Source organism: Nonomuraea sp. NPDC004354, assembly GCF_053602555.1.
In genome coordinates this window covers 425,002-443,321 of sequence record NZ_JBSGDV010000005.1, presented here as the reverse complement: position 1 = coordinate 443,321, position 18,320 = coordinate 425,002, and the positions used below count along the sequence as shown (strand labels likewise).

17 protein-coding genes and 2 pseudogenes are annotated in these 18,320 nt (G+C 70.9%); 10 read left to right on the top strand and 9 right to left on the bottom strand.

The genetic code is table 11. The features are described from left to right. Window positions 1-250 precede the first annotated feature (250 nt). The 3 genes from helR to ACWENQ_RS19355 all read right to left on the bottom strand — a co-directional run bounded on the left by helR (window position 251) and on the right by ACWENQ_RS19355 (window position 4,280). On the bottom strand, window positions 251-2,401 hold the full coding sequence (gene helR, locus ACWENQ_RS19365) for an RNA polymerase recycling motor ATPase HelR (protein ID WP_452415446.1): 2,151 nt from the start codon (window positions 2,399-2,401) through the stop codon (window positions 251-253). 35 nt (window positions 2,402-2,436) lie between these two features. Continuing rightward, window positions 2,437-3,675, bottom strand: a complete 1,239-nt coding sequence (locus ACWENQ_RS19360) for a glycosyltransferase (protein WP_452415445.1) — start codon at window positions 3,673-3,675, stop codon at window positions 2,437-2,439. Between the two features lie 212 nt (window positions 3,676-3,887). Further along, complete coding sequence (locus ACWENQ_RS19355) at window positions 3,888-4,280, bottom strand: VOC family protein (protein WP_452415443.1); 393 nt, start codon at window positions 4,278-4,280, stop codon at window positions 3,888-3,890. A gap of 79 nt (window positions 4,281-4,359) precedes the next feature. Here ACWENQ_RS19355 and ACWENQ_RS19350 point away from each other — a divergent pair, with 79 nt between their 5' ends. The 4 genes and pseudogenes from ACWENQ_RS19350 to ACWENQ_RS19335 all read left to right on the top strand — a co-directional run bounded on the left by ACWENQ_RS19350 (window position 4,360) and on the right by ACWENQ_RS19335 (window position 7,154). After that, window positions 4,360-4,812, top strand: a complete 453-nt coding sequence (locus ACWENQ_RS19350) for a MarR family winged helix-turn-helix transcriptional regulator (RefSeq protein ID WP_452415441.1) — start codon at window positions 4,360-4,362, stop codon at window positions 4,810-4,812. A gap of 734 nt (window positions 4,813-5,546) precedes the next feature. Continuing rightward, window positions 5,547-5,918 carry an STAS domain-containing protein gene (locus ACWENQ_RS19345; RefSeq protein WP_452415439.1) on the top strand — a complete coding sequence of 124 codons (372 nt, stop codon included), beginning with the start codon at window positions 5,547-5,549 and terminating at the stop codon, window positions 5,916-5,918. Window positions 5,919-5,989: 71 nt separating this feature from the next. Further along, window positions 5,990-6,304, top strand: a pseudogene (locus ACWENQ_RS19340) (DUF4158 domain-containing protein); the annotation flags it as partial. Between the two features lie 217 nt (window positions 6,305-6,521). Then, a pseudogene (locus ACWENQ_RS19335) lies at window positions 6,522-7,154 on the top strand (Tn3 family transposase). 76 nt (window positions 7,155-7,230) lie between these two features. Here ACWENQ_RS19335 and ACWENQ_RS19330 read toward each other — a convergent pair. Together ACWENQ_RS19330 and ACWENQ_RS19325 are read right to left on the bottom strand one after the other, a co-directional pair. After that, a complete protein-coding gene (locus ACWENQ_RS19330; protein WP_452415437.1) occupies window positions 7,231-7,824 on the bottom strand; it encodes a histidine phosphatase family protein in 594 nt (197 codons plus the stop codon). A gap of 34 nt (window positions 7,825-7,858) precedes the next feature. Then, on the bottom strand, window positions 7,859-9,055 hold the full coding sequence (locus tag ACWENQ_RS19325) for a PEP/pyruvate-binding domain-containing protein (protein ID WP_452415435.1): 1,197 nt from the start codon (window positions 9,053-9,055) through the stop codon (window positions 7,859-7,861). 58 nt (window positions 9,056-9,113) lie between these two features. Between ACWENQ_RS19325 and ACWENQ_RS19320 the strand changes: the two genes are divergently transcribed. Together ACWENQ_RS19320 and ACWENQ_RS19315 are read left to right on the top strand one after the other, a co-directional pair. Continuing rightward, window positions 9,114-9,509 (top strand): DNA-binding protein, encoded by a 396-nt coding sequence (locus ACWENQ_RS19320; RefSeq protein ID WP_449922872.1) that lies wholly within the window; start codon window positions 9,114-9,116, stop codon window positions 9,507-9,509. After that, entirely contained in the window at window positions 9,506-10,141 is a 636-nt protein-coding gene (locus ACWENQ_RS19315) for a transcriptional regulator (RefSeq protein WP_452415433.1), read from the top strand. The genes ACWENQ_RS19320 and ACWENQ_RS19315 overlap by 4 nt, the downstream gene beginning before the upstream one ends. 262 nt (window positions 10,142-10,403) lie before the next feature. Here ACWENQ_RS19315 and ACWENQ_RS19310 read toward each other — a convergent pair whose 3' ends face one another. Then, window positions 10,404-11,045, bottom strand: a complete 642-nt coding sequence (locus ACWENQ_RS19310; protein ID WP_449922860.1) for a TMEM175 family protein — start codon at window positions 11,043-11,045, stop codon at window positions 10,404-10,406. Between the two features lie 173 nt (window positions 11,046-11,218). On the opposite strand from ACWENQ_RS19310, the gene ACWENQ_RS19305 reads away from it, so the two are divergent. Beyond that, window positions 11,219-12,436: an FAD-dependent monooxygenase gene (locus ACWENQ_RS19305; RefSeq protein ID WP_452415432.1), complete on the top strand. Its 1,218-nt coding sequence runs from the start codon at window positions 11,219-11,221 to the stop codon at window positions 12,434-12,436. Between the two features lie 98 nt (window positions 12,437-12,534). Here the strand turns inward: ACWENQ_RS19305 and ACWENQ_RS19300 are convergent, their stop codons facing one another. Beyond that, window positions 12,535-13,155, bottom strand: coding sequence for a TetR/AcrR family transcriptional regulator (locus tag ACWENQ_RS19300; RefSeq protein WP_354908372.1), 621 nt, complete (start codon window positions 13,153-13,155; stop codon window positions 12,535-12,537). A gap of 57 nt (window positions 13,156-13,212) precedes the next feature. On the opposite strand from ACWENQ_RS19300, the gene ACWENQ_RS19295 reads away from it, so the two are divergent. Beyond that, window positions 13,213-13,866: a DUF4386 family protein gene (locus tag ACWENQ_RS19295; RefSeq protein WP_452415430.1), complete on the top strand. Its 654-nt coding sequence runs from the start codon at window positions 13,213-13,215 to the stop codon at window positions 13,864-13,866. Window positions 13,867-14,118: 252 nt separating this feature from the next. Here the strand turns inward: ACWENQ_RS19295 and ACWENQ_RS19290 are convergent, their stop codons facing one another. Both ACWENQ_RS19290 and ACWENQ_RS19285 read right to left on the bottom strand, forming a co-directional pair. Further along, window positions 14,119-14,730 (bottom strand): GNAT family N-acetyltransferase, encoded by a 612-nt coding sequence (locus tag ACWENQ_RS19290; RefSeq protein WP_452415428.1) that lies wholly within the window; start codon window positions 14,728-14,730, stop codon window positions 14,119-14,121. Between the two features lie 3 nt (window positions 14,731-14,733). Beyond that, entirely contained in the window at window positions 14,734-15,474 is a 741-nt protein-coding gene (locus tag ACWENQ_RS19285) for a TetR/AcrR family transcriptional regulator C-terminal domain-containing protein (RefSeq protein WP_452415426.1), read from the bottom strand. A 481-nt stretch (window positions 15,475-15,955) separates the two neighbouring features. Between ACWENQ_RS19285 and ACWENQ_RS19280 the strand changes: the two genes are divergently transcribed. Together ACWENQ_RS19280 and ACWENQ_RS19275 are read left to right on the top strand one after the other, a co-directional pair. Next, on the top strand, window positions 15,956-16,837 hold the full coding sequence (locus tag ACWENQ_RS19280; RefSeq protein ID WP_452415477.1) for a helix-turn-helix transcriptional regulator: 882 nt from the start codon (window positions 15,956-15,958) through the stop codon (window positions 16,835-16,837). Window positions 16,838-17,268: 431 nt separating this feature from the next. Then, window positions 17,269-18,306, top strand: coding sequence for a zinc-dependent alcohol dehydrogenase family protein (locus ACWENQ_RS19275; RefSeq protein WP_452415424.1), 1,038 nt, complete (start codon window positions 17,269-17,271; stop codon window positions 18,304-18,306). The last annotated feature ends 14 nt before the right edge of the window (window positions 18,307-18,320 follow it).

The window sequence follows — 18,320 nt, the reverse complement described above, 5'->3', positions numbered from 1 at the left end:
TTCATCCGGTTCTTCTCCTGATGGGCTGACACCTCGTGCAGCACCACGACCGCGAAGAGCCCGGTGATGGAGGAAGCGAGATTGGTCAGGAAGCTCCTTCCGGCGAACCTGCTGCCAGGGCGACGGCATGCGCCGCTGGACCGCACATGGCGCCCGCGCGTGTTTCATGGGTGATCGTCCATGAGACACGCGCGGCCGTCTCCAGGGAGCGCGATGACGGGCCATGTGCGGTCGCGTTCGGCGGCCGGCGTCAGGAGCTGGTAAGGATGACGAGTCGCTGGGTCGCTCGCGTCATCGCGACATAGCGGTCGACCGCTGCTTCGATGCCCTCGCCGAACTTGTCCGGGTCGATGAGGACGACCAGGTCGAACTCGAGCCCCTTCGACAGCTCCGGAGTCAGTGACCGGACGCGTGGCGTCGACCGGAACGTGGGATCGCCGATGACGCAGGCGATGCCGTCGGCGTTCCCGGCGAGCCAGGTGTCGAGGATGGAGCCCAGATCCGAAGCGGGTCCGTGGACGACGGGGACGCCGCTGCTACGGATGGAGGTCGGCACGTTGGCGTCCGGGAGCACGGCCCGGATGACCGGCTCGGCCTCCGCCATGACCTCTTCCGGCGTGCGGTAGTTGACGCTCAGCGAGGCCAGGTCGATCCGGTCGAGCCCGATCCGCTCGAGCCGTTCCTGCCACGACTCGGTGAACCCGTGCCTGGCCTGGGCGCGGTCGCCGACGATGGTGAAGCTCCGGGACGGGCAGCGGAGCAGCAACATCTGCCACTCCGCGTCGGTCAGTTCCTGAGCCTCGTCCACGACGATGTGCGCGAACGGTCCGGCGAGCCGGTCCGGCTCGATGCCGGGCGACGCGCTCTCGTCGACCAGGGCGTCCTGCATGTCGCGTCCGAGGAGCATCGTCACCACCCCTTCACCGTCGTCGTCGGCCTCGAGCAGGTTGTCGACGACCTGCGCCATGCGCTCGCGCTGCGCGGCGACAGAAGCATCTTGCCGACGCTTACGCCGCGACGCCTCCGGGTCGCCGAGCCGCTGCCGTGCCGCGTCCAGGAACGGCAGGTCGGACACCGTCCAGGCCTGGGCGTTCTCGCGCTGCAGCTTCCGAACCTCGTCGGGGCTGAGCCAGGGAGCGCACATCCGCAGGTAGGCGGGCACCGACCACAGGTCTCCGACGAGGTCGGCCGCTTCGAGCAGCGGCCACGCGCGGTTGAAGGTCGTGAGCAGCTCCCTGTTCCGCAGCAGCGACTTGCGGAGCAGGTCAGCCGGGACTTCGTCGTCGTCGTGCTTGTCCGCCAGGATCGTGAGCAGCTCCTCCCAGATCTGGTCGCGCGCCTCGTTGTGCGGAGTGCCGGGTTCCGCCGCTTCGAACGCCTCGGCCCAGTCGTCGGCGCTCAGCCAGATGTCGGACCAGTGGGTCGTGACCGTCATGCCCTTGGTGGGCGGGTTCTCGTAGAACCTGACGGCGGGTTCGATCGCCTTCACCAGGTCCGCGGACGACTTCAGGCGGGCCACGTCCGGGTCGGTCTCGATCGCTGCCGCGGCTCCCTCGGCGACCAGGTCCCGCAGGGTGCAGGTCTGCACGCCCTCCTCGCCGAGGCTGGGCAGGACGTCGGCGACGTAGGCCAGGTACGGCTGGTGCGGACCGACGAACAGCACGCCGCCCCGGCGGTGACCGAGGCGAGGGTCGGAGTAGAGCAGGTAGGCGGAGCGGTGCAGAGCGACGACGGTCTTGCCCGTACCCGGACCGCCGTCGACGACGAGAGCGCCGCGCGATCCCGCGCGGATGATGGCGTCCTGGTCGGCCTGGATGGTGCCGAGCACGTCCCGCATGCGTGGCGACCGGCTGCTGCCCAGGCTGGCGATGAAGGCGGACTGGTCGTCGAGCGCGGCGTGCCCTTCGAACCCGTCCGAGGTGAACACCTCGTCCCAGTAGTCGCTGATCCGGCCACGGGTCCAGCGATACCTGCGGCGGCTTGCCAGTCCCATCGGGTTGCCGTGGGTGGCTCCGAAGAACGGCTCAGCCGCGGGGGAGCGCCAGTCGAGCAGCAGCCGGCGACCCTCGCTGTCCGTGAGGCCAAGCCGTCCGATGTACACGGGCTCGGGGTTGTCCGCGCTGACCACGCGTCCGAGGCACAGGTCCAGACCGAAGCGGCGCAAGGCGCGCAGGCGAGCGCTCAGCCGGTGGACCTCAAGGTCCCTGTCCATCGCCTGCCGCCCTTTGCCGCCGGGCGCCTTGCGCGCGGCGTCGAGGCGGTCGGACAGCTCGGCGATCGACTGCTCGAGGCTCTCCGCGATGGCCGCGAAGTGCTTTTCGTCGTCGGCGATCAGCGCCGGGTCGGCCTTGGGGGCAAGGTGGTCGGGAAGGTCGAACGCGCTGGTGGTCAAGGGGTTCACGTCATCAGCTCCGATCTGGGGTCCTGGCTCGGCGATCACGCGTGGTTCACGCGGACACGGGTGGCTTTTTCTCCGCTGACCACGTCGAGCAGGAGCTTCGCGGCCACCGTCGCCCCGTCGGTGCGGATCGCGCCGGCCACGGCGGTGGCTCGGGCGCGGGTCTCGTGGGCCAGGGCCGTCCTGAGCGCGGCTGACAGGGAGTCGAAGGTCGGAGCCGGACCGTCGTGTGCCACCCCGATGCCGAGCTCGGCCACCCGGCCCGCCCAGTACGGCTGGTCCGCCGCCTGGGGCACGACCACCTGAGGCGCGCCGGCCCGGGTGGCCGTCGTCGTGGTGCCCGCGCCGCCGTGGTGCACGACGGCGGCCACCCGGCCGAACAGGGCCTGCTGGTTGACATCGCCCACGACGAAGCAGTCGTCCCGGTCGTCGATCAGGGCCAGGTCAGCCCAGCCGCGGGCCACGACCGCGCGGCGGCCCTGCGCGCGGACCGCCTCGATGGCCGCCTGGGCGACGTCCGTCGAGGCGCGCATGGGCATGCTGCCGAAGCCCACGTACACCGGTGGTGTGCCGGCGTCCAGGAACGCCACCAGCTCGGCCGGGAGGGGGCGGACGTCGGGCACGATCCACGCGCCGGTCTGGACGACGTCGAAATCCGGCGTCTCCTGCCACGGGTCCAGGATCGGGTCCGTCGCCAGCCACGGCTGGTCGCCGATGACGTAGTCGCGGACGTTGTCCACCGGCGGCAGGCCGTTCGACGCCCGGTTCGTGTTGAGCGCCGCCCCGAACAACGCGTTGATGCTCTGGGCGTCCAGGTCCCACAGCGCCCGGTTGTCGGTCACCCCCGGCGGGAACGGCCGGCCTGGATACGCCAGCGGCCGGTGGCGCGGCGACGGCAGGGTGAGCTGCTGGAAGGTCACGGAAACGGAGCGGATGCCCAGTTTCTCGGCCACCGACAGCGCGCCGGCCGCGGCCGGGATCATGCCGGTGGCCACCAGCACGTCACATCCCTCGGCCGCCGCGGTGACCGCGTCGAACTGGCCGGCGATCAACTCGGCCGCACGCTCGGGCAGGGACGACGGCGGCGGCGCCGCGGTCATCAGCTCGCGCGCCGACCGGCCGACCGGCACCAACGGCACGCCGACACCGGCCAGCCTCTGCGCGAACTCCTCGTCCGGCGGCGCGCACACCCGCACCTCTGCACCGAGTTCCCGCAACCGCACCGCGAGTCCCGCCAGCGGTTCGACATCCCCGCGCGACCCATACGTCGACAACACCACGCGCACTTTCGCGTCCCCCGTTTCCGCAGCTTCTGCCTTCGGCCGACGATTCTGCGGCATACCCCGGGTCTTGCCGCAAGTCCCCCGGTGCGCTATACGTTGAGAGTGGAAAGGAGCGGGTACCCCCCTTTCCCTTTTTGTTGTGGACGGATCACCTCCTCACGAAGCGGCGGCACGCCGCGTTCCGTGGGCTCAAGAGGACGCGAAGGTCACCGAACCTGACCGTGACCGCTGTCTCCGTGCGCGGTGAGCGTGTAGCCCTCAGGGCCCTCGAAGGAGAACATCGGGCCGAACGGGCTGTCCGCCACCGGGGTGAGGATCTTGATCCCGGCGGCGGTGAGCTGGTCGCGCAGCTTGTGGGCGTCCGAGGTCTGGAACCACAGTGCGACGCCGAGACCGGGCCGCGCGGTGTCGTCGAGGTCGACGCCCGGGAGGAGCTCGCGGACGGCGAACGGGGTCGGCTCGGTGTCGAAGACGACCGCGTGGGGCGGCGAGACGGCGGCCCGGCGCAGGCCCAGGTGCTGCTCGCAGAAGGCGGCTGCCGCGGCCACGTCGCGAACTTGCAGGGCGACGAAGTCGGGGCCGTTGACGGTGATGGACATGGTCTTCCTCGATCCTGCATGTCAGAACTTTGACATAGCCAAGGCTAGGACCGGGGGATTCCTATGTCAAAATGCTGACATGAAGGAGAGCTTGCCGACCGAGCCGGCGAAGGACGTCACCGGACACGTGGGGTACCTGCTCAAGCGCGCCCAGGCCGCCTTGCGCGGCGCCATGGACAGGGCCCTGCGGGAGCACGGGCTGACCGTGCCGCAGTACGCCACCCTCGAGCTCCTGGCCCTGCACCCCGGCATGTCCAACGCCGACCTCGCCCGTGCGACCTTCGTCACCCGGCAGTCCGGAAACGTCGTCCTGCGGGGTCTGCAGGAGGCGGGACTGATCACCCGGCCCGCCACCGCCGACCACGGCCGCGCCCGGCCCGCCCACCTCACCGAAGAGGGCCACGCACGCCTGGCGGCGGTCCAGGCCGCCGTCCACGCCATCGAGCAGCGCATGGTCGAAGCGATCCCGCCCCAACGGATGGCAGCGCTCCTCACCGACCTCGACCGCATAGCGGTAGCCCTGGAGGAATAACCCGCCGACGATCGGCGCACTGAAGGCAGAGGGAACCTAGCTCCGCCGGACGTCCTTGACGAACACGATCCCGTCGTTCCCGGCCAGGTGGGCCGGGTCCAGCGGGAAGTAGCCAGCGCGATCATCGAACTCCGCAGGCCCAGCAGCCGCGTCACGCGGCCCGGTGAGGTGTCGGCCATCCAGAAGTGGTAGCGCAGCAGGCCCGTGGCGGCGCGCCCGTACAGGCGGGCCCGGTCCCAGCCGTCCCGCGAGGACGCCGCGATCAGGCGCGGTGTCTCCGCGTCGAGCAGCGCCACGAGATCGTCGGCGAGCAGCAGCAGCTCCCTGGCCTCGGCCGACTACCCCACGGACCGGGACGGGTCCATCATCGTGGCGGGGTTGGCCCACCGGTCGTCGGCGCCGAGCAGACGGTCGAGGGTTTCCGCGGCGCAGGGGAGCAGGTCCGCGTCCACATGGGCCGCGAGGTAGTCGTGGAGCGCGGTGAGGGCCTGCCGGGGGCTCGCGGCGTGGCTGATCTCCAGCGCCTACCTCTCCTTCCTGCCTGCTCCGCCCGGAGACGGCCGAGTGCCGCAGCCGGCCTGAGCGGGACCTTCCTGTGTGGGTTCGGCCGGTTGGAGAGGTTGTTGCCGGGGATTTGCCTTGCGGAGGGGACGCGGCGCGGCCAGATGTGGTCAGCTTCCACCACACACGTGACATTTCGGGCACCCCGTTAGGCGGGTTGATGGAGGTTCGTGATGGAACGGCTGAAAGTGACGTCCGCTGATCAGGGCGACCGCGTGGTCATCTCTCCGTGCGGGGAGATCGACATGGCGACCGCGGGCTGCCTGCGGACCGAACTGGTGGAGGCTGAGGTCGACCTGGTGAGGCGTGGAGCGGCGCCTGTCATCGAGATCGACATGAGCCAGGTGACCTTCATGGACTGCTCCGGACTACGCGTGCTCGTGCCGTTCCGGTGGCGTCTCATGGACGCGGGCGGCTCTCTCTGCCTGACCCACGTGCCTCCACGGGTGCATCGGGTGCTCGTCCCGCTGGGACTCGACCGCCTGCTGGAGGCGCCGGCCTACACGCATGCCTCCGAGGAGGATGAGTGCAGGAATGAGCGCTAGATAGTTGATCTTCGTTTCGGTTCGATGACGAGCGGTGTTGGGCCTGGTCGGGAGCTCTACGGTCCTGGGCCATGCCTTTCGAATTCCTCTCCAATAAGCAAGTTGCCCGCTACGGCCGGTTCCCCGAGGAACCATCGGTCGCCGAGCTCGAGCAGTTCTTCCGGCTGGATCGCGCCGCGCTCGGTGCACTGGCCGGCAAACGCCGCGCGGCGACCCGGCTGGGCTGGGCCGTGCGGTGGGGCACAGTGCGCATGCTCGGGGTGTTCCTGACCGAGAACCCCGCGGCCGTCCCGCCGGGCGTGGTGGCGTTCGTCGCCGAGCAACTCGGCCTCGAAGCGGAGTGCCTGACCGAGTACGGTCACCGGCAGCAGACGGTGTACGAGCACGCCTGGGAGATCCGGGAACTGCTGGGATATCGCGACTTCGGCGCGTGTGAGGCGGCGCTGGAGCTGGAGGCCGAACCGGCCGGGCATCTGGCCGAGCTCGCCGGCGCGCTGGAGGGCGCGTACGCACAGGTGCTGGACGGACACCAACACCGCGGTGCAGTTCGTCGACGGCCGGCTCCGTCTGGAGAAGCTCGGCCCGCTCGCCGAGCCGCCTCTGATGAAGGAACTACGCTCCCTGGTCGACGGCATGCTGCCGCGTGTCGACTTCCCCGAGCTGCTGCTGGAGGTGTTCGACCGCACCGGGCCGGCGGCCGACTTCACCCACGTCTCCGGAGCCGACGCCCGGATGGACGACTTCGCGGTCAGCCTGTGCGGCCTGCTGGTGGCCGAGGCGTGCATCGTCGGCCTAGTGCCGATCGAGAAGCCGAATGTGCCGGCGCTGACCCGGGCCCGGCTGCAGCAGGTCGACCAGGGGTAGGTGCGTGGCGAGACGATCGCGGCGGCCAACGCCCGGCTGATCGCCGCGCAGTCCGGCCTGGAGGTGGTCAAGGCGTGGGGGTCGGGGCATATCGCCTCGGCCGACGGGTTGCGCTTCGTCGTGCCGGTGCAGAACCTGCACACCGGCCACAACCCGCTCTACTTCGGCCGCCAGCGCAGCGCCACCTGGCTGAACGTCGTCAACGACCAGGTGATGGGCGTCGGCGGGTTGGTGGTGCCCGGCACGCTGCGCGACTCGCTGTTCATCCTGGACGCCATCTTCAACCTCGACGGCGGCCCGAAGCCGGAGATGGTGGTCACCGACACCGCCCCCTACTCCGACCTGGTGTTCGGCCTGCGGGTGCGCCCATAGGCTCCAATACCACGTTCGGATGGATAGAACGCCGGCCTGCTCGCCGAAGCGGTGGCCCGGCTCGCCGTACTGGGTGTCACGGTCTGGTGCTGGTGGGGAAGCCGGTCCAGCGTAGGTCGGGTGGGAGGTGGCTCAGGTCGTTGAACATCACCAGGGTGGGGGGCAGGCCGGGGCGGTATTCGATGATCGTGAGGGCGGTGTTGGCGCTGTTCAGACCGAGCCAGCGGTACGGCGGAGCCTCCAGCGCGTGCCGTACGAGCCACGCGATCGGGTAGGCGTGGGTGATCAGGACCTCGTGGGTGTCGGTGTCGGGGAGCTGTGTGAAGCGGGCGACGAGTGCGTCGGCGAGGCGGTGGCCGTGGGCCGCTTCGGTGGCGTCGTAGCCGTCGAAGAAGCCGGTCCACGACGGGGGCGTCTCGGCGGGGCGGGGGACGTAGGGCACGTGGTCGATGAGTTCGGGGGCCTCGGCGACTGACGCGGTCGGGAGGTGGCTGGCGAGTTCGTGGGCGCTCGCGGTGGCGCGGGGGAGTGGGGAGTGCCATACGGCGTCGATCGGTAGGTGGGCCAGGCGCTCGCCGAGTAGGGCCGATTGCCGGCGGCCGGTGTCGGTGAGGTTCCCGAAGGGGTCGGACGCGCCGTGGCGGGTCAGGTAGAGGTGGCGAGTCGGCATCGGGCGGACCGTCTCCTTTCCGTTCGGTCGGCGATCAGGGGTAGGTGATGGTGCCGGTGGAGCCGTTGATGGTGATGGTGGTGCCGTCGCGGAGCTTGGTCGTCGCGGCCGGGGTTCCGAGGACGGCGGGGATGCCGTGTTCGCGGGCCACGATGGCGGCGTGGGAGAGCATGCCGCCGGTTTCGGTGACGACGCCGGCGGCTATGCGCAGCAGCAGTGTCCAGGCGGGGTCGGTGAAAGGGCAGATGAGGATGTCGCCGGGGCGCACGCGGGAGAAGTCTCCGGGGCCGCGGACGATCCTGGCGGTGCCGGTCGCCGTCCCTTGACTGCCCGGGGTTCCGATGAGCGTGCCGACCGGAGCGCCGGACTGCCGGGAAGGCTCGGTTCGTTGGGGAAGGGCGGCGGTGATCGGGCGGGCTTGGAGGACCCAGAGGCGGCCGTCGGCGATGGCCCATTCGATGTCCTGCGGTCCGCCCCGGAGTGCGGCGATCTCCTCGCCCAGTTCGGCGAGCCGGGTGGCGGTCGCGTCGTCGATCGTGGGGTGTTGACGCGCGGAGGCCGGTACGTCGCCGAGCACGAGCCGGTCGCCGTGCCGGTCGAGGCGGGTGTGTTTGTCGGCGATGGTGCGGTGGATCGTCCCGTCGCCGGTGACGCGGTAGGAGTCCGGGGTGACCTTGCCCTCGACGACGCTGGGGCCGAGGCCCCAGGACGCCTCGATCTCGGTCGGGCCGTCGGGGCTTGAGGGCGTGAACATGACTCCGGAGACCTCGGCGTCCAGATGGCGCTGGACGATGACGGCCATCGCGAGATCATGATGGCCCCGGTAGCCGACGGCTCGGGAGGTGAAGAGCGAGGCCCAGCAGGCGCGTACGGCATCGGCGACCTCGACGGCTCCGCGCACGGCCAGGAAGCTCTCGTGCTGGCCGGCCGCCGAGGACTGGCCGGTGTCCTCGTTCGCGGCCGAGGATCGCACCGCGACGGGTGGATCGCCGAGCCCGGCGAGCGCGTGCCTGAGCTCGGCGGTGTCGAGCGGGTGGGCCTTGAGCGCCTGCCGTACCGCGTCCAGAGCGTACGGCCCGCCGAGGTCCAGGTCGCGGGCGGCGGTGAGGTAGGTGGCGAACGGGACGACGAAGCCGTCGGGGACCGGTAGTCCCGCGCGGAGCAGGGCGCCGAGCGCCCCGGCCTTGCCACCGCAAGTGCTGGAGACGGCCTCCGCCAAGGCTATGGTCACCCGTTCCGCCTTTCAATGTTTTGTTGACAACTTTTTGTTGATTGTGCACGATGGGTCCATGCCGCGCAAGCAGGACATCGCCCACACGGCTCAAGCCGACAGCGCCCAGGCGGACCGTGAGAAGGAGGCGCGTGAGCGCCTGCTCGACCGGGGCGCGGACGCGCTCGACCCTCGCCCGTGGCGGCCGCCGCCCGTCCCGCCTTCGGCGATCGACCTCGTCCAGTTCGCCGTCTGGCGGCAGGCCGAGCTGAGCCCGGAGGACACCCTGAGCGCGCTCGCCCTTCTTCCCGCCGCGCGGGCTGAGGTCGACGGGCTCGAATCCGCCCTGCTGTTCATCGCCCGCAGCGCGGGACTGACCTGGGCGCAGATGGCGCAGGCCATGGGGTTCAACTCCCCGCAGGCCTGCCAGCAGTACTACAACCGCCTCACGGCACGACAGGACGCCGACACATGACGCACGATTCCGCCCCTGACCTGCTGGTGCTGCATGCCGTACGCATCACCGGGTTCGCCGACACGCCGGTGATCGCCCGGCGGTACGGGCTCGATGCGGCCGAGACGAAGGAGATGCTGTACGACGCGGAGGCGCGCGGCTGGGTCCAGCACTCCGCGTTCGCCGGCACCGGGGGCTGGTCGCTGACCGAGCGAGGGCGCACCGAGAACGAGCGCCTGCTCGCGGCCGAACTCGCCGGCGCCGGGGGCGGTGGCGAGGTCCGTGACGTCTACCGCGAGTTCCTGCCGCTCAACGCGTTGCTGCAGCGAGCCTGCACCGACTGGCAGATCCGGCCCACCGACGGTGACCGGCTCGCCGGCAACGACCACTCCGACCCCTCCTGGGACGCCAGAGTTCTGGACGACCTCGCGGTGGTCGGGCGTGGGCTCTTGCCGCTCTCTGATCGGCTCGGGAGGGTTCTCGCCCGGTTCCGTGGCTACGACGCGCGGTTCGCCTCCGCCCTGGCGCGCGCTCGGGCTGGGGAGGTCGCCTGGGTCGATCGCACCGACGTGGACTCCTGCCACCGGGTCTGGTTCGAGCTCCACGAAGACCTGATCGCCACCCTCGGCATCGACCGCCACGCGGAACCGTGACGCGCATCGGGGGCCGGCCGAAGGTCGTGGTGAGGCGCAGGAACCCCCACCCGTCATCGGTACGGCCCGCGACCAGGACGAGCCGGGATCGGCCGGTCAACGGCAGCGGCGGTCGGTCCTCTTGCCTATGCGGACGGTGGTGCAGGGGCGCTTGATGGTGGTCATGCCGAAGGGGTCTCCTGGCATGCGCGACGGCCTGCCGCCGGAAGGCGGGCGGGGGCCGGACGGACCCGGGCCGCGGACGTGACGCCGCACGCGCCGGTCAGTGGCGGCGTCCGGTGAGGGTGTGGGCGACGTGGCCGGCCACCGGGGAGGCGAGCCACAGGTAGGGGACGACGCCGGCGATCCAGACGCAGGCGACGGTGGTCGCGGCCCAGTAGAGGCCGATCGTCCACCCCACCCAGGCGTCCGAGCGCAGGCGGGCCAGGTCGGTGCCGGGGCGGTGCAACCCCTGGCGGAGGACGAGGCTGACCAGCAGGGCCTGGCTCACCAGCACGGCGGTCACGTTGCCGGCGAGCAGGCCGACCGCGAGGGCGGTCCCCGCGTCCTGCCCGGTGGCTTCGTCCGCCAGCCCGAAGACCGTCGTGCCGTACGGCAGGAGCACGGCGAAGATCAGCAGCGGGACGTGCGCCGCCACCAGCGGACCGGACAGGCGCTCGATCTGGTCGAAGAGCCGGTGATGGGCCCGCCACACCTGCCACAGGACGAGGAAGGTGACCACGAAGGCGAAGAACGAGCTGACCTGCTCGGCGAGGAACCCTGCCAGGTCGGGGAGGTCGCTCGCTCCAGGGCGCGGTATCTCCAGGACGAGCAGCGTGATCGCGATCGCGAGGATCGCGTCGGTGAAGGCGGCCACCCGTTCCCTGCCGAGCCCGGACGGCACGTCCGGAGTTTCGGCGGCCACGGCGGATCTCCATGTCAGAAGGACTGGACGATCAGCGTGTCACGCGGCCGGACATCGCAGCGGCGCGCCGTCTCGATCCTTGGTCATCTTCTGACCGGCGGCTCAGAGACAGAAAACCGTCCAGGCACATAGCATTGTTACTCAATGCAACAGATCATTTACTTTGAGCTACAATGGGAGTTCGTGTGAAGGTCGCCTGCGTCGGCGGCGGGCCCGCCAGCCTGTACTTCTCGATCCTGATGAAGCGGGTGGACCCGTCCCATGACATCACCGTCTACGAGCGGAACCCGGCCGGGGCGACGGACGGCTGGGGCGTGACCTACTGGGACGACCTGCTCTACGACCTCCACCGGGCCGACGCCGAGTCCGCGGAGGCCATCATCGCCAACTCGGTCCGCTGGGACAGCTGGGTCGCCCACGTCCGCGACAGCGAGCCCGTGACGGTGGATCACTGGGACGAGGGCTTCGGCATCGGCAGGCGTGAGCTGATGGGCATCCTCTCCGACCGGGCCCGCTCCCTCGGCGTGCACATCGAGTTCGAGCGCGAGATCACCGACGAGGCCGAGCTGGCCGGCGCCGACCTCGTCGTGGCCGGCGACGGCATCAACAGCGTGCTGCGCGAACGCCACAGCGACCACTTCGGCACCGAGGTCGCGGTCGGGCGGAACATGTACATCTGGCTCGGCACGACCAGGGTGTTCGGCCCTTTCACCTTCGCCTTCACCGAGACCGCGCATGGCTGGATCTGGTGCTACGGCTACGGGTACGGCAAGGCCAACAGCACCTGTGTCATCGAGTGCTCACCCGAGACGTGGAAGGGGCTCGGGTTCGACGAGGCGAGCGAGGCCGACTGCCTGACCATGCTGGAGAAGCTCTTCGCCGACGTCCTGGACGGCCACCCGCTGATCGGCCGGGCGCACTCCGGCGGCAGCGCGCGCTGGCTGAACTTCCGCACCCTGACCAACCGGACGTGGTCCCGCGGCAACCTCGTGCTGGTGGGCGACGCCGCGCACACCACGCACTTCTCCATCGGCGCGGGCACCGCCCTCGCGCTCGGGGACGCCGCGATCCTGACCGCCGCGCTGCACGAGAAGCCGGATCTCGAGACAGCCCTCGCCCGCTACGAGCGGGTACGCAAGTCCGCGATCCGGCCCACCCAGAGATCGGCCCGCTACAGCGCCCAGTGGTACGAGAACCTTCCGCGCTATGTCGGCCTTCCGCCCGCGCACATGTTCACGCTGCTCAGCCAGCGCCACTCCCGGCTGCTCCCGCACGTCCCGCCACGGCTGTACTACCGGATCGACAAGGCGGTTGAACGGCTCATCCTGGGGGTGAGCCGGGCGGCGGACCGGATGCGCGGCCATGACGACGAGAGCCCACCGACGAACTGAGCCGGCGCCGGGCGCCGGCGCCCCTGGCGGTTCGCCACCTGAAGGCCCGGCTGGATCGTGCGTCCTTCACGGCCTGGCCTCCCCCAGGGCGGGGATGCCTAGAGCGCGGACAGGACCCGCTCGAGGCCCCAGCGGAACTGTTCGGTGGAGACGTACGCGGCGATGACGTCCGCCGCCGCGTGCGTACGCGGGAAGGCCTCGGGGTCGACGACGAAGGCGGACCTGCGGGCGGCGATCCGCTGGGCCTCCGGTGCGACGGCGTCGGGGCCCGCTTCCTCGATCTCGGCGGCTTCCAGCGCGATCGCGCCCAGCACGTAGACCATGACGGTGTAGGCGGCGCGCGGATCCGGCAGCGCCCCGAGCAGGCTTTCGCCGACCCGCAGCGCGACGGGGCCGGTGAACGCGGCGCCGAGGATCGAGGGCACCGCCCTGGGATGGCGCATCAGCACCTCGCGCAGGTTCAGCGCGAACGTGACGATTCGCTCGTCCCTCGTCCTGGTCGTGTCCTCCAGCAGGCCGAGGTCGGCGGCGCCGAGCAGCCGGTCGGTCAGCGCCGTCACGATCGCCGCACGGTCGGGGAAGTAGGTGTAGAGCGCGCCGGGTGTCAGGTTCACCTGGGCGGCCAGCGCCCGCATCGTCAGCCGGCCGGCGTCGATCAACTCCAGGGCGGCGTCCAGCAGAGCCTCGGGGTTCGCCGAACGTTGCGGTCCTCTCTTCACAAGCTAACTCTAAACGGTGTTTAATACTGAACATCGTTCAGAGTTAGGAGTGGCGCCATGAGATGGTTCCTCACCGCGGGTGTGCTCGCGGCCAACACCGCCTTCGTCGGTCTGGGAGTCGCGTTCGGCTATCCGGACGTCCTGGCCGAACCGCCGGCGGAGATCCTCGCCAGGTTCGCCGCCGACCAGGCGACGATCTCCGCCTGGTTCCTGCTGCTGGCGCTGGGGGCGGGCGCGCTCATCCCCGCGGCGGTCCTGCTCGGCAGGAGGCTGCCGCCCAGCGCGGCCGCCACCCTGTCGGTGCACGCGGGCGTGCTGGCCGGGCTGGTCCAGGTACTCGGCCTGCTCCGCTGGCCGTTCGCCGTACCAGGGCTGGCCCATGCGGAGCAGCCACAGGTGGCGGAGACCGTTTTCTCCGCGCTCCACGGCTACCTCGGCACCGGGATCGGCGAGACTCTCGGCTACCTGTTCACGGCAGCGTGGACCGTCCTCCTGCTGGTCGCGCTGCCGGGGTCGCCGCGCTGGTTCGGTGTCCTGGGGATGGGCTCGGCCTTGGCCATCGCGGCGGGGGTGTTCGTGCCGCTGGGTCTTCCCGGCGCCGACCTGGCCAACTTCGCGGGCTATGTCGCCTGGAGCGGATGGGCGCTGTGCCTGGCCTTCCTTCCGGCGCGGACCACCGGCCTGAGCGCCGGTGTCCCCTCCCTGGCCTGATCGGAACCTTCCCGTGGAGGAGCCTGGGCCTCTCCAGGGCGGATCCTCCACGCCCCCTCGCTCCCGGCCCCGCGCCCGCCGATGTCCTCACAGCCTGTCCGACCGCGTGGGTGAACGCGTCCACCTCCGTGCCCGCCCACGCAGGCCCGGTACGGCCGGCACCGACGATCGCCCGACCGGTTCGCCAGACGACCGGCCGAGCACGCGCTGATCGATGAGACCTGAGGAGAGCCACCCGATCCGCGCGCTCGCTCAGACCGCGGGGGACCTCGGCCCGCTCGTGGCCAGACGCATGCCCACGTAGGCCCCGATCCCGGTGATCATCGCGTGATGCGTCCTGACCCGCCTGAACTCGGCGAAGCCCAACTTCTCGTACAGGCGCAGGGCCGGGCGGTTGTTGTCGGCGACGGGGTCGAGCACGTACTCGTCGTACTGCGGCAGGGTGAGCAGGTGACGGATGACGGCCGTCGCCACGCCCTGGCCGCGGAAGTTCAGGCCGGTCGCGACGAACTCCAGCGAGGCCATCCCCTCCCTGGCGTACGGCAGGGCCTTCTCGAATTCCCGCTTGAACGAGATGTCGGCGATCGTCCCCTTCAACCAACCTAAATGCCTGCGCAGCTCCCGCCGGTCGTGCCGGACCGCCCGCTGCCGCCCGTCGGTGCACGCGACGATGCCCGCCGGCTCCCCGTCGACCAGCCCGACGTAGAACAGGTCGAGCACCAGCATGTGCGCCAGGGCGTCGGTGAGCTTCTCCGGATCCTTGGAGAAATACGACAGATCTGGACCGAAGCCGTCAACGAAGATCCTCGTGATCGCCTTGCGGTAACTCTCGCCCAGGTCCGCGGCCCGCTTGACCTCGATCATGGTTCAGCCTTCCTTCCGCCGGGTGATGAGCGCCTCGACGCCGTCGAGGAGCAGGGTGAGGCCGAAGACGAAGTCGGCGTCCTCGACCCACTCAGGCGCGGCGCCGAACGCGCCGGACTCCAGCGCCGCCGCCAGCCCCGGATACCCGTCGGCGTCGACCAGCTGGGAGAGCATCGCGGCGTAGCCGGCCGGGCCCTCGGGTCCCGCCTCGTCGACCGTCCCGCTCATGGCGACGGCGAGCGTGGCGGCGCTGACGGCGTAGGCCGACAGGGTGGTGGTGATGTTGACGGCCTCCGCCGCCGCCAGCCCGGCACCGGTCAGCACCGTCAGCGACCGGTCCAGCCAGCGCAGGGCGCGCGGGCCGACGGGCGGGGTGAGCGGCGCGACCCCCAGCAGCCACGGGTGGCTCGCCAGGAAGTCACGGTGGGCGCGGGTCCACGCGGCCAGGTACGCGCGCCAGGAGAGGTCGCCCGGCTCGGGCGGATCCGGGGCCGCCGTGTCCACCATCGCGGCGAGCAGGTCGTCCTTGCTCTCGACGTAGCCGTACAGCGCCATCGTGGACACGCCCAGCCGGGCGGCCACGCTGCTCATCCGCACGCCGGCCAGGCCTTCCGCGTCCGCGATCACGATCGCGGCGTCGGCGATCCGGCCGAGCGTCAGGCCGGGGCGGGGACCGCGGCGCGACGCCGGTTCCCGCCCCCACATCCGCGCGACCACCGTGGGCAACTCCCGCTCTGCTTCCATCGCTCACCTCTCCAATACCGTACGAGATACATTGTATCGCGTACGGAGAAGTGTGGCCTTCCTAACAGCAGGTCCTGCACGCGCCTGCCCGCCACGAGACCCACGAGACCGCGGCGTTCCGCTCCACCAACGACCACATCGCTGTCGCGTGCGAGGCACTCCCCGCACCTACACGGTCTTCGCCTTGAGGCGAGTGGCCCCCTGGCGTCCGGCCGTGGAGCTTCCGCGAAACCCGCTTACGGACCAGGGCGACCACTGTCAGCTCTCCGGAGGCCGTGCAATCCTCAGCTGACCCGCGTCCTCAGCCACCTCGCCCCTGGTGCGTCGATCCCTAACGGCACCCCAAGTTCCGCGCCGTTGCCGACCTGCCGGCTCGCCTGGGCAAGGAGGAGGCGGTGTCCCTGGGAGTACCGCTCGTTCGGGGTACTGGCCTTACCTTCTTCACCGTCGTCACCCTGCCTACCCTGGGGTTATGGGCCAGATCGACCACCGCGCCGAGGTCCGCGAGTTTCTCAGCTCACGCCGGGCGCGCATCACTCCGGAGCAGGCGGGGCTGCCCGCCTACGGCGGCAACCGTCGCGTCCAGGGGCTGCGGCGGGAGGAGGTCGCGATGCTCGCGGGCGTCTCCATCGACTACTACGTCCGCATGGAGCGCGGGAACCTCTCCGGCGCCTCCGACAGCGTGCTGGACGCTCTGGCCCGCGCCCTGCAGCTGGACGAGGCCGAGCGTGAGCACCTGTTCTCCCTCGCCCGGACCGCCGGCCCAGGCTCTCGCCGCCGCCGTACGCCCCCGGCCACGGTGCGGCCGGTGATCCAGCAGGTGCTGGATGCCATCACCGACGCCCCGGCCTGGGTGCGCAACGGCCGCCACGACATCGTCGCCACGAACCGCCTGGCCCGCGCCCTCTACGCCCCCGTCCTGGCCGACCCGCGCCGCCCGGCGAACACCACCCGGTTCGTCTATCTCGATCCGGCCGCGCGGGAGTTCTTCGTCGACTGGGACCGGATCGCCAACGACGCCGCCGCCATGCTCCGGCTGGAGGTGGGCCGCAACCCGTACGACCGGGCGCTGATCGAGCTCGTCGGTGAGCTGTCGACGCGAAGCGAGGTCTTCCGGCAGCGCTGGGCCGCCCACGACGTGCGGTTCCACCGCAGCGGCCAGAAGCGGCTGCGCCACCCGGTGGTCGGGCAGCTCGACCTGAACTTCGAATCGATGGAGCTGCCGTCCGAGCCCGGACTGACCCTCAACGTCTACACCGCCGCCCCGGGCAGCCCCGCCGCCGACGGCCTGAAGATGCTCGCCAGCTGGGCGGCCACCCAGGACCTCGCCGAGGCACAGCCGGCGGCCCCGGACCAGAGCTGACCACACCACCGGCATTCTGACTCCACATCCCCCGAGCGCGCGATCCGCTGCGCGAAACCATCCCCGCACCGCGCAGTGGGCCCGTCACCCCTGGCTGGGGGGTTCTGCCATTACCTGTAACAGCAGGCCCTGCCGCATGTCATGGCGGGCCTGTTTGATGGAGCTGACCAGGGAAGCCCGAAGCCATGCCGGCTGCACGTCGGCCGGATCGGCCACGAGTTCCCCTGGCTGCCGGTCCGATCGGTGCCGATGCGTCCCGGTGCGCAGCCCGGTCTGAAGGTGGCGCCGCCCGTGCAGGCGGACGACACCCGCGACTTCCGCCGCCCGATCTCTGCGGCGGCACGGATTCACCTGTAACGGACCTGGCCTGGGGCGGCCGGACGACCGGCCCCGGGCAGGCCCGACGACGAAGACAAGAGACGGAAACCCCGATGCGAGCTACCTTCCTGTACGGTGCCGGTGACGTGCGCGTGGAGACCGCGCCCGATCCGGCGATCCAGCAGCCCACCGACGCGCTCGTGCGCATCGTGCGCTCATGCGTCTGCGGCAGCGACCTGCACCCGTACCACAACCTGCCGGCCTCTGAGCAGGGCACCCCGATGGGGCACGAGTTCCTCGGCGTGGTCGAGGATCTCGGCGCCGAAGTGTCCGGGCTCAGGCGTGGTGATCTGGTGGTGGCGCCGTTCGCCTACTCCGACAACACGTGCGCCTTCTGCCGCGAGGGCCTGCACACCTCCTGCCCCAACGGCGGCTTCTGGGCTTCCGGCGGCGTCGGTGGCGGCCAGGCCGAGGCGATCCGCGTCCCGCAGGCGCAGGGCACCCTGGTCAAGCTGCCCGTCGGCGAGGACAGCGAGCTGCTGCCGTCGCTGCTGACGCTGGCGGATGTGTACGGCACCGGCTACCACGCCGCCAAGCGGGCCCACGTCACCCCGCGCACCACGGTGGCGGTCATCGGGGACGGCGCGGTCGGGCTGATGGCGGTGCTGTCGGCCCGGCGGCGCGGCGCCGAGCGGATCATCCTGATGGGCCGCCACGGCGAGCGCACCAAGCTCGGCATCGACTTCGGCGCCACCGACGTCGTGCCCGAGCGCGGCGCCGAAGGCGTCGAGAAGGTGCGCGAGCTGACCGGCGGCCAGGGCGTCCACGCGGTGCTGGAGGCGGTCGGCTACATGAACGCCTACGAGACGGCATTCGGCATCGTCCGTCCCGGCGGTGTCATCAGCCGCGTCGGCGTGCCGCAGTACGAGGACGCGCCGATCGGGTTCGGCAGCCTGTTCGGCCCCAACATCACGCTGACCGGCGGCCCCGCCCCGGTGCGCGCCTACATCGAGGACCTGCTGCCCGACGTGCTGAGCGGCGCGGTCGAGCCGGGCCGGGTGTTCGACCGGACCATCGGCCTGGAGCAGGTGCCCGACGGCTACCGCGCGATGAACGACCGCACCGCGCTGAAGGTCCTCATCCAGCCCTGACCGAAGGAGCACGA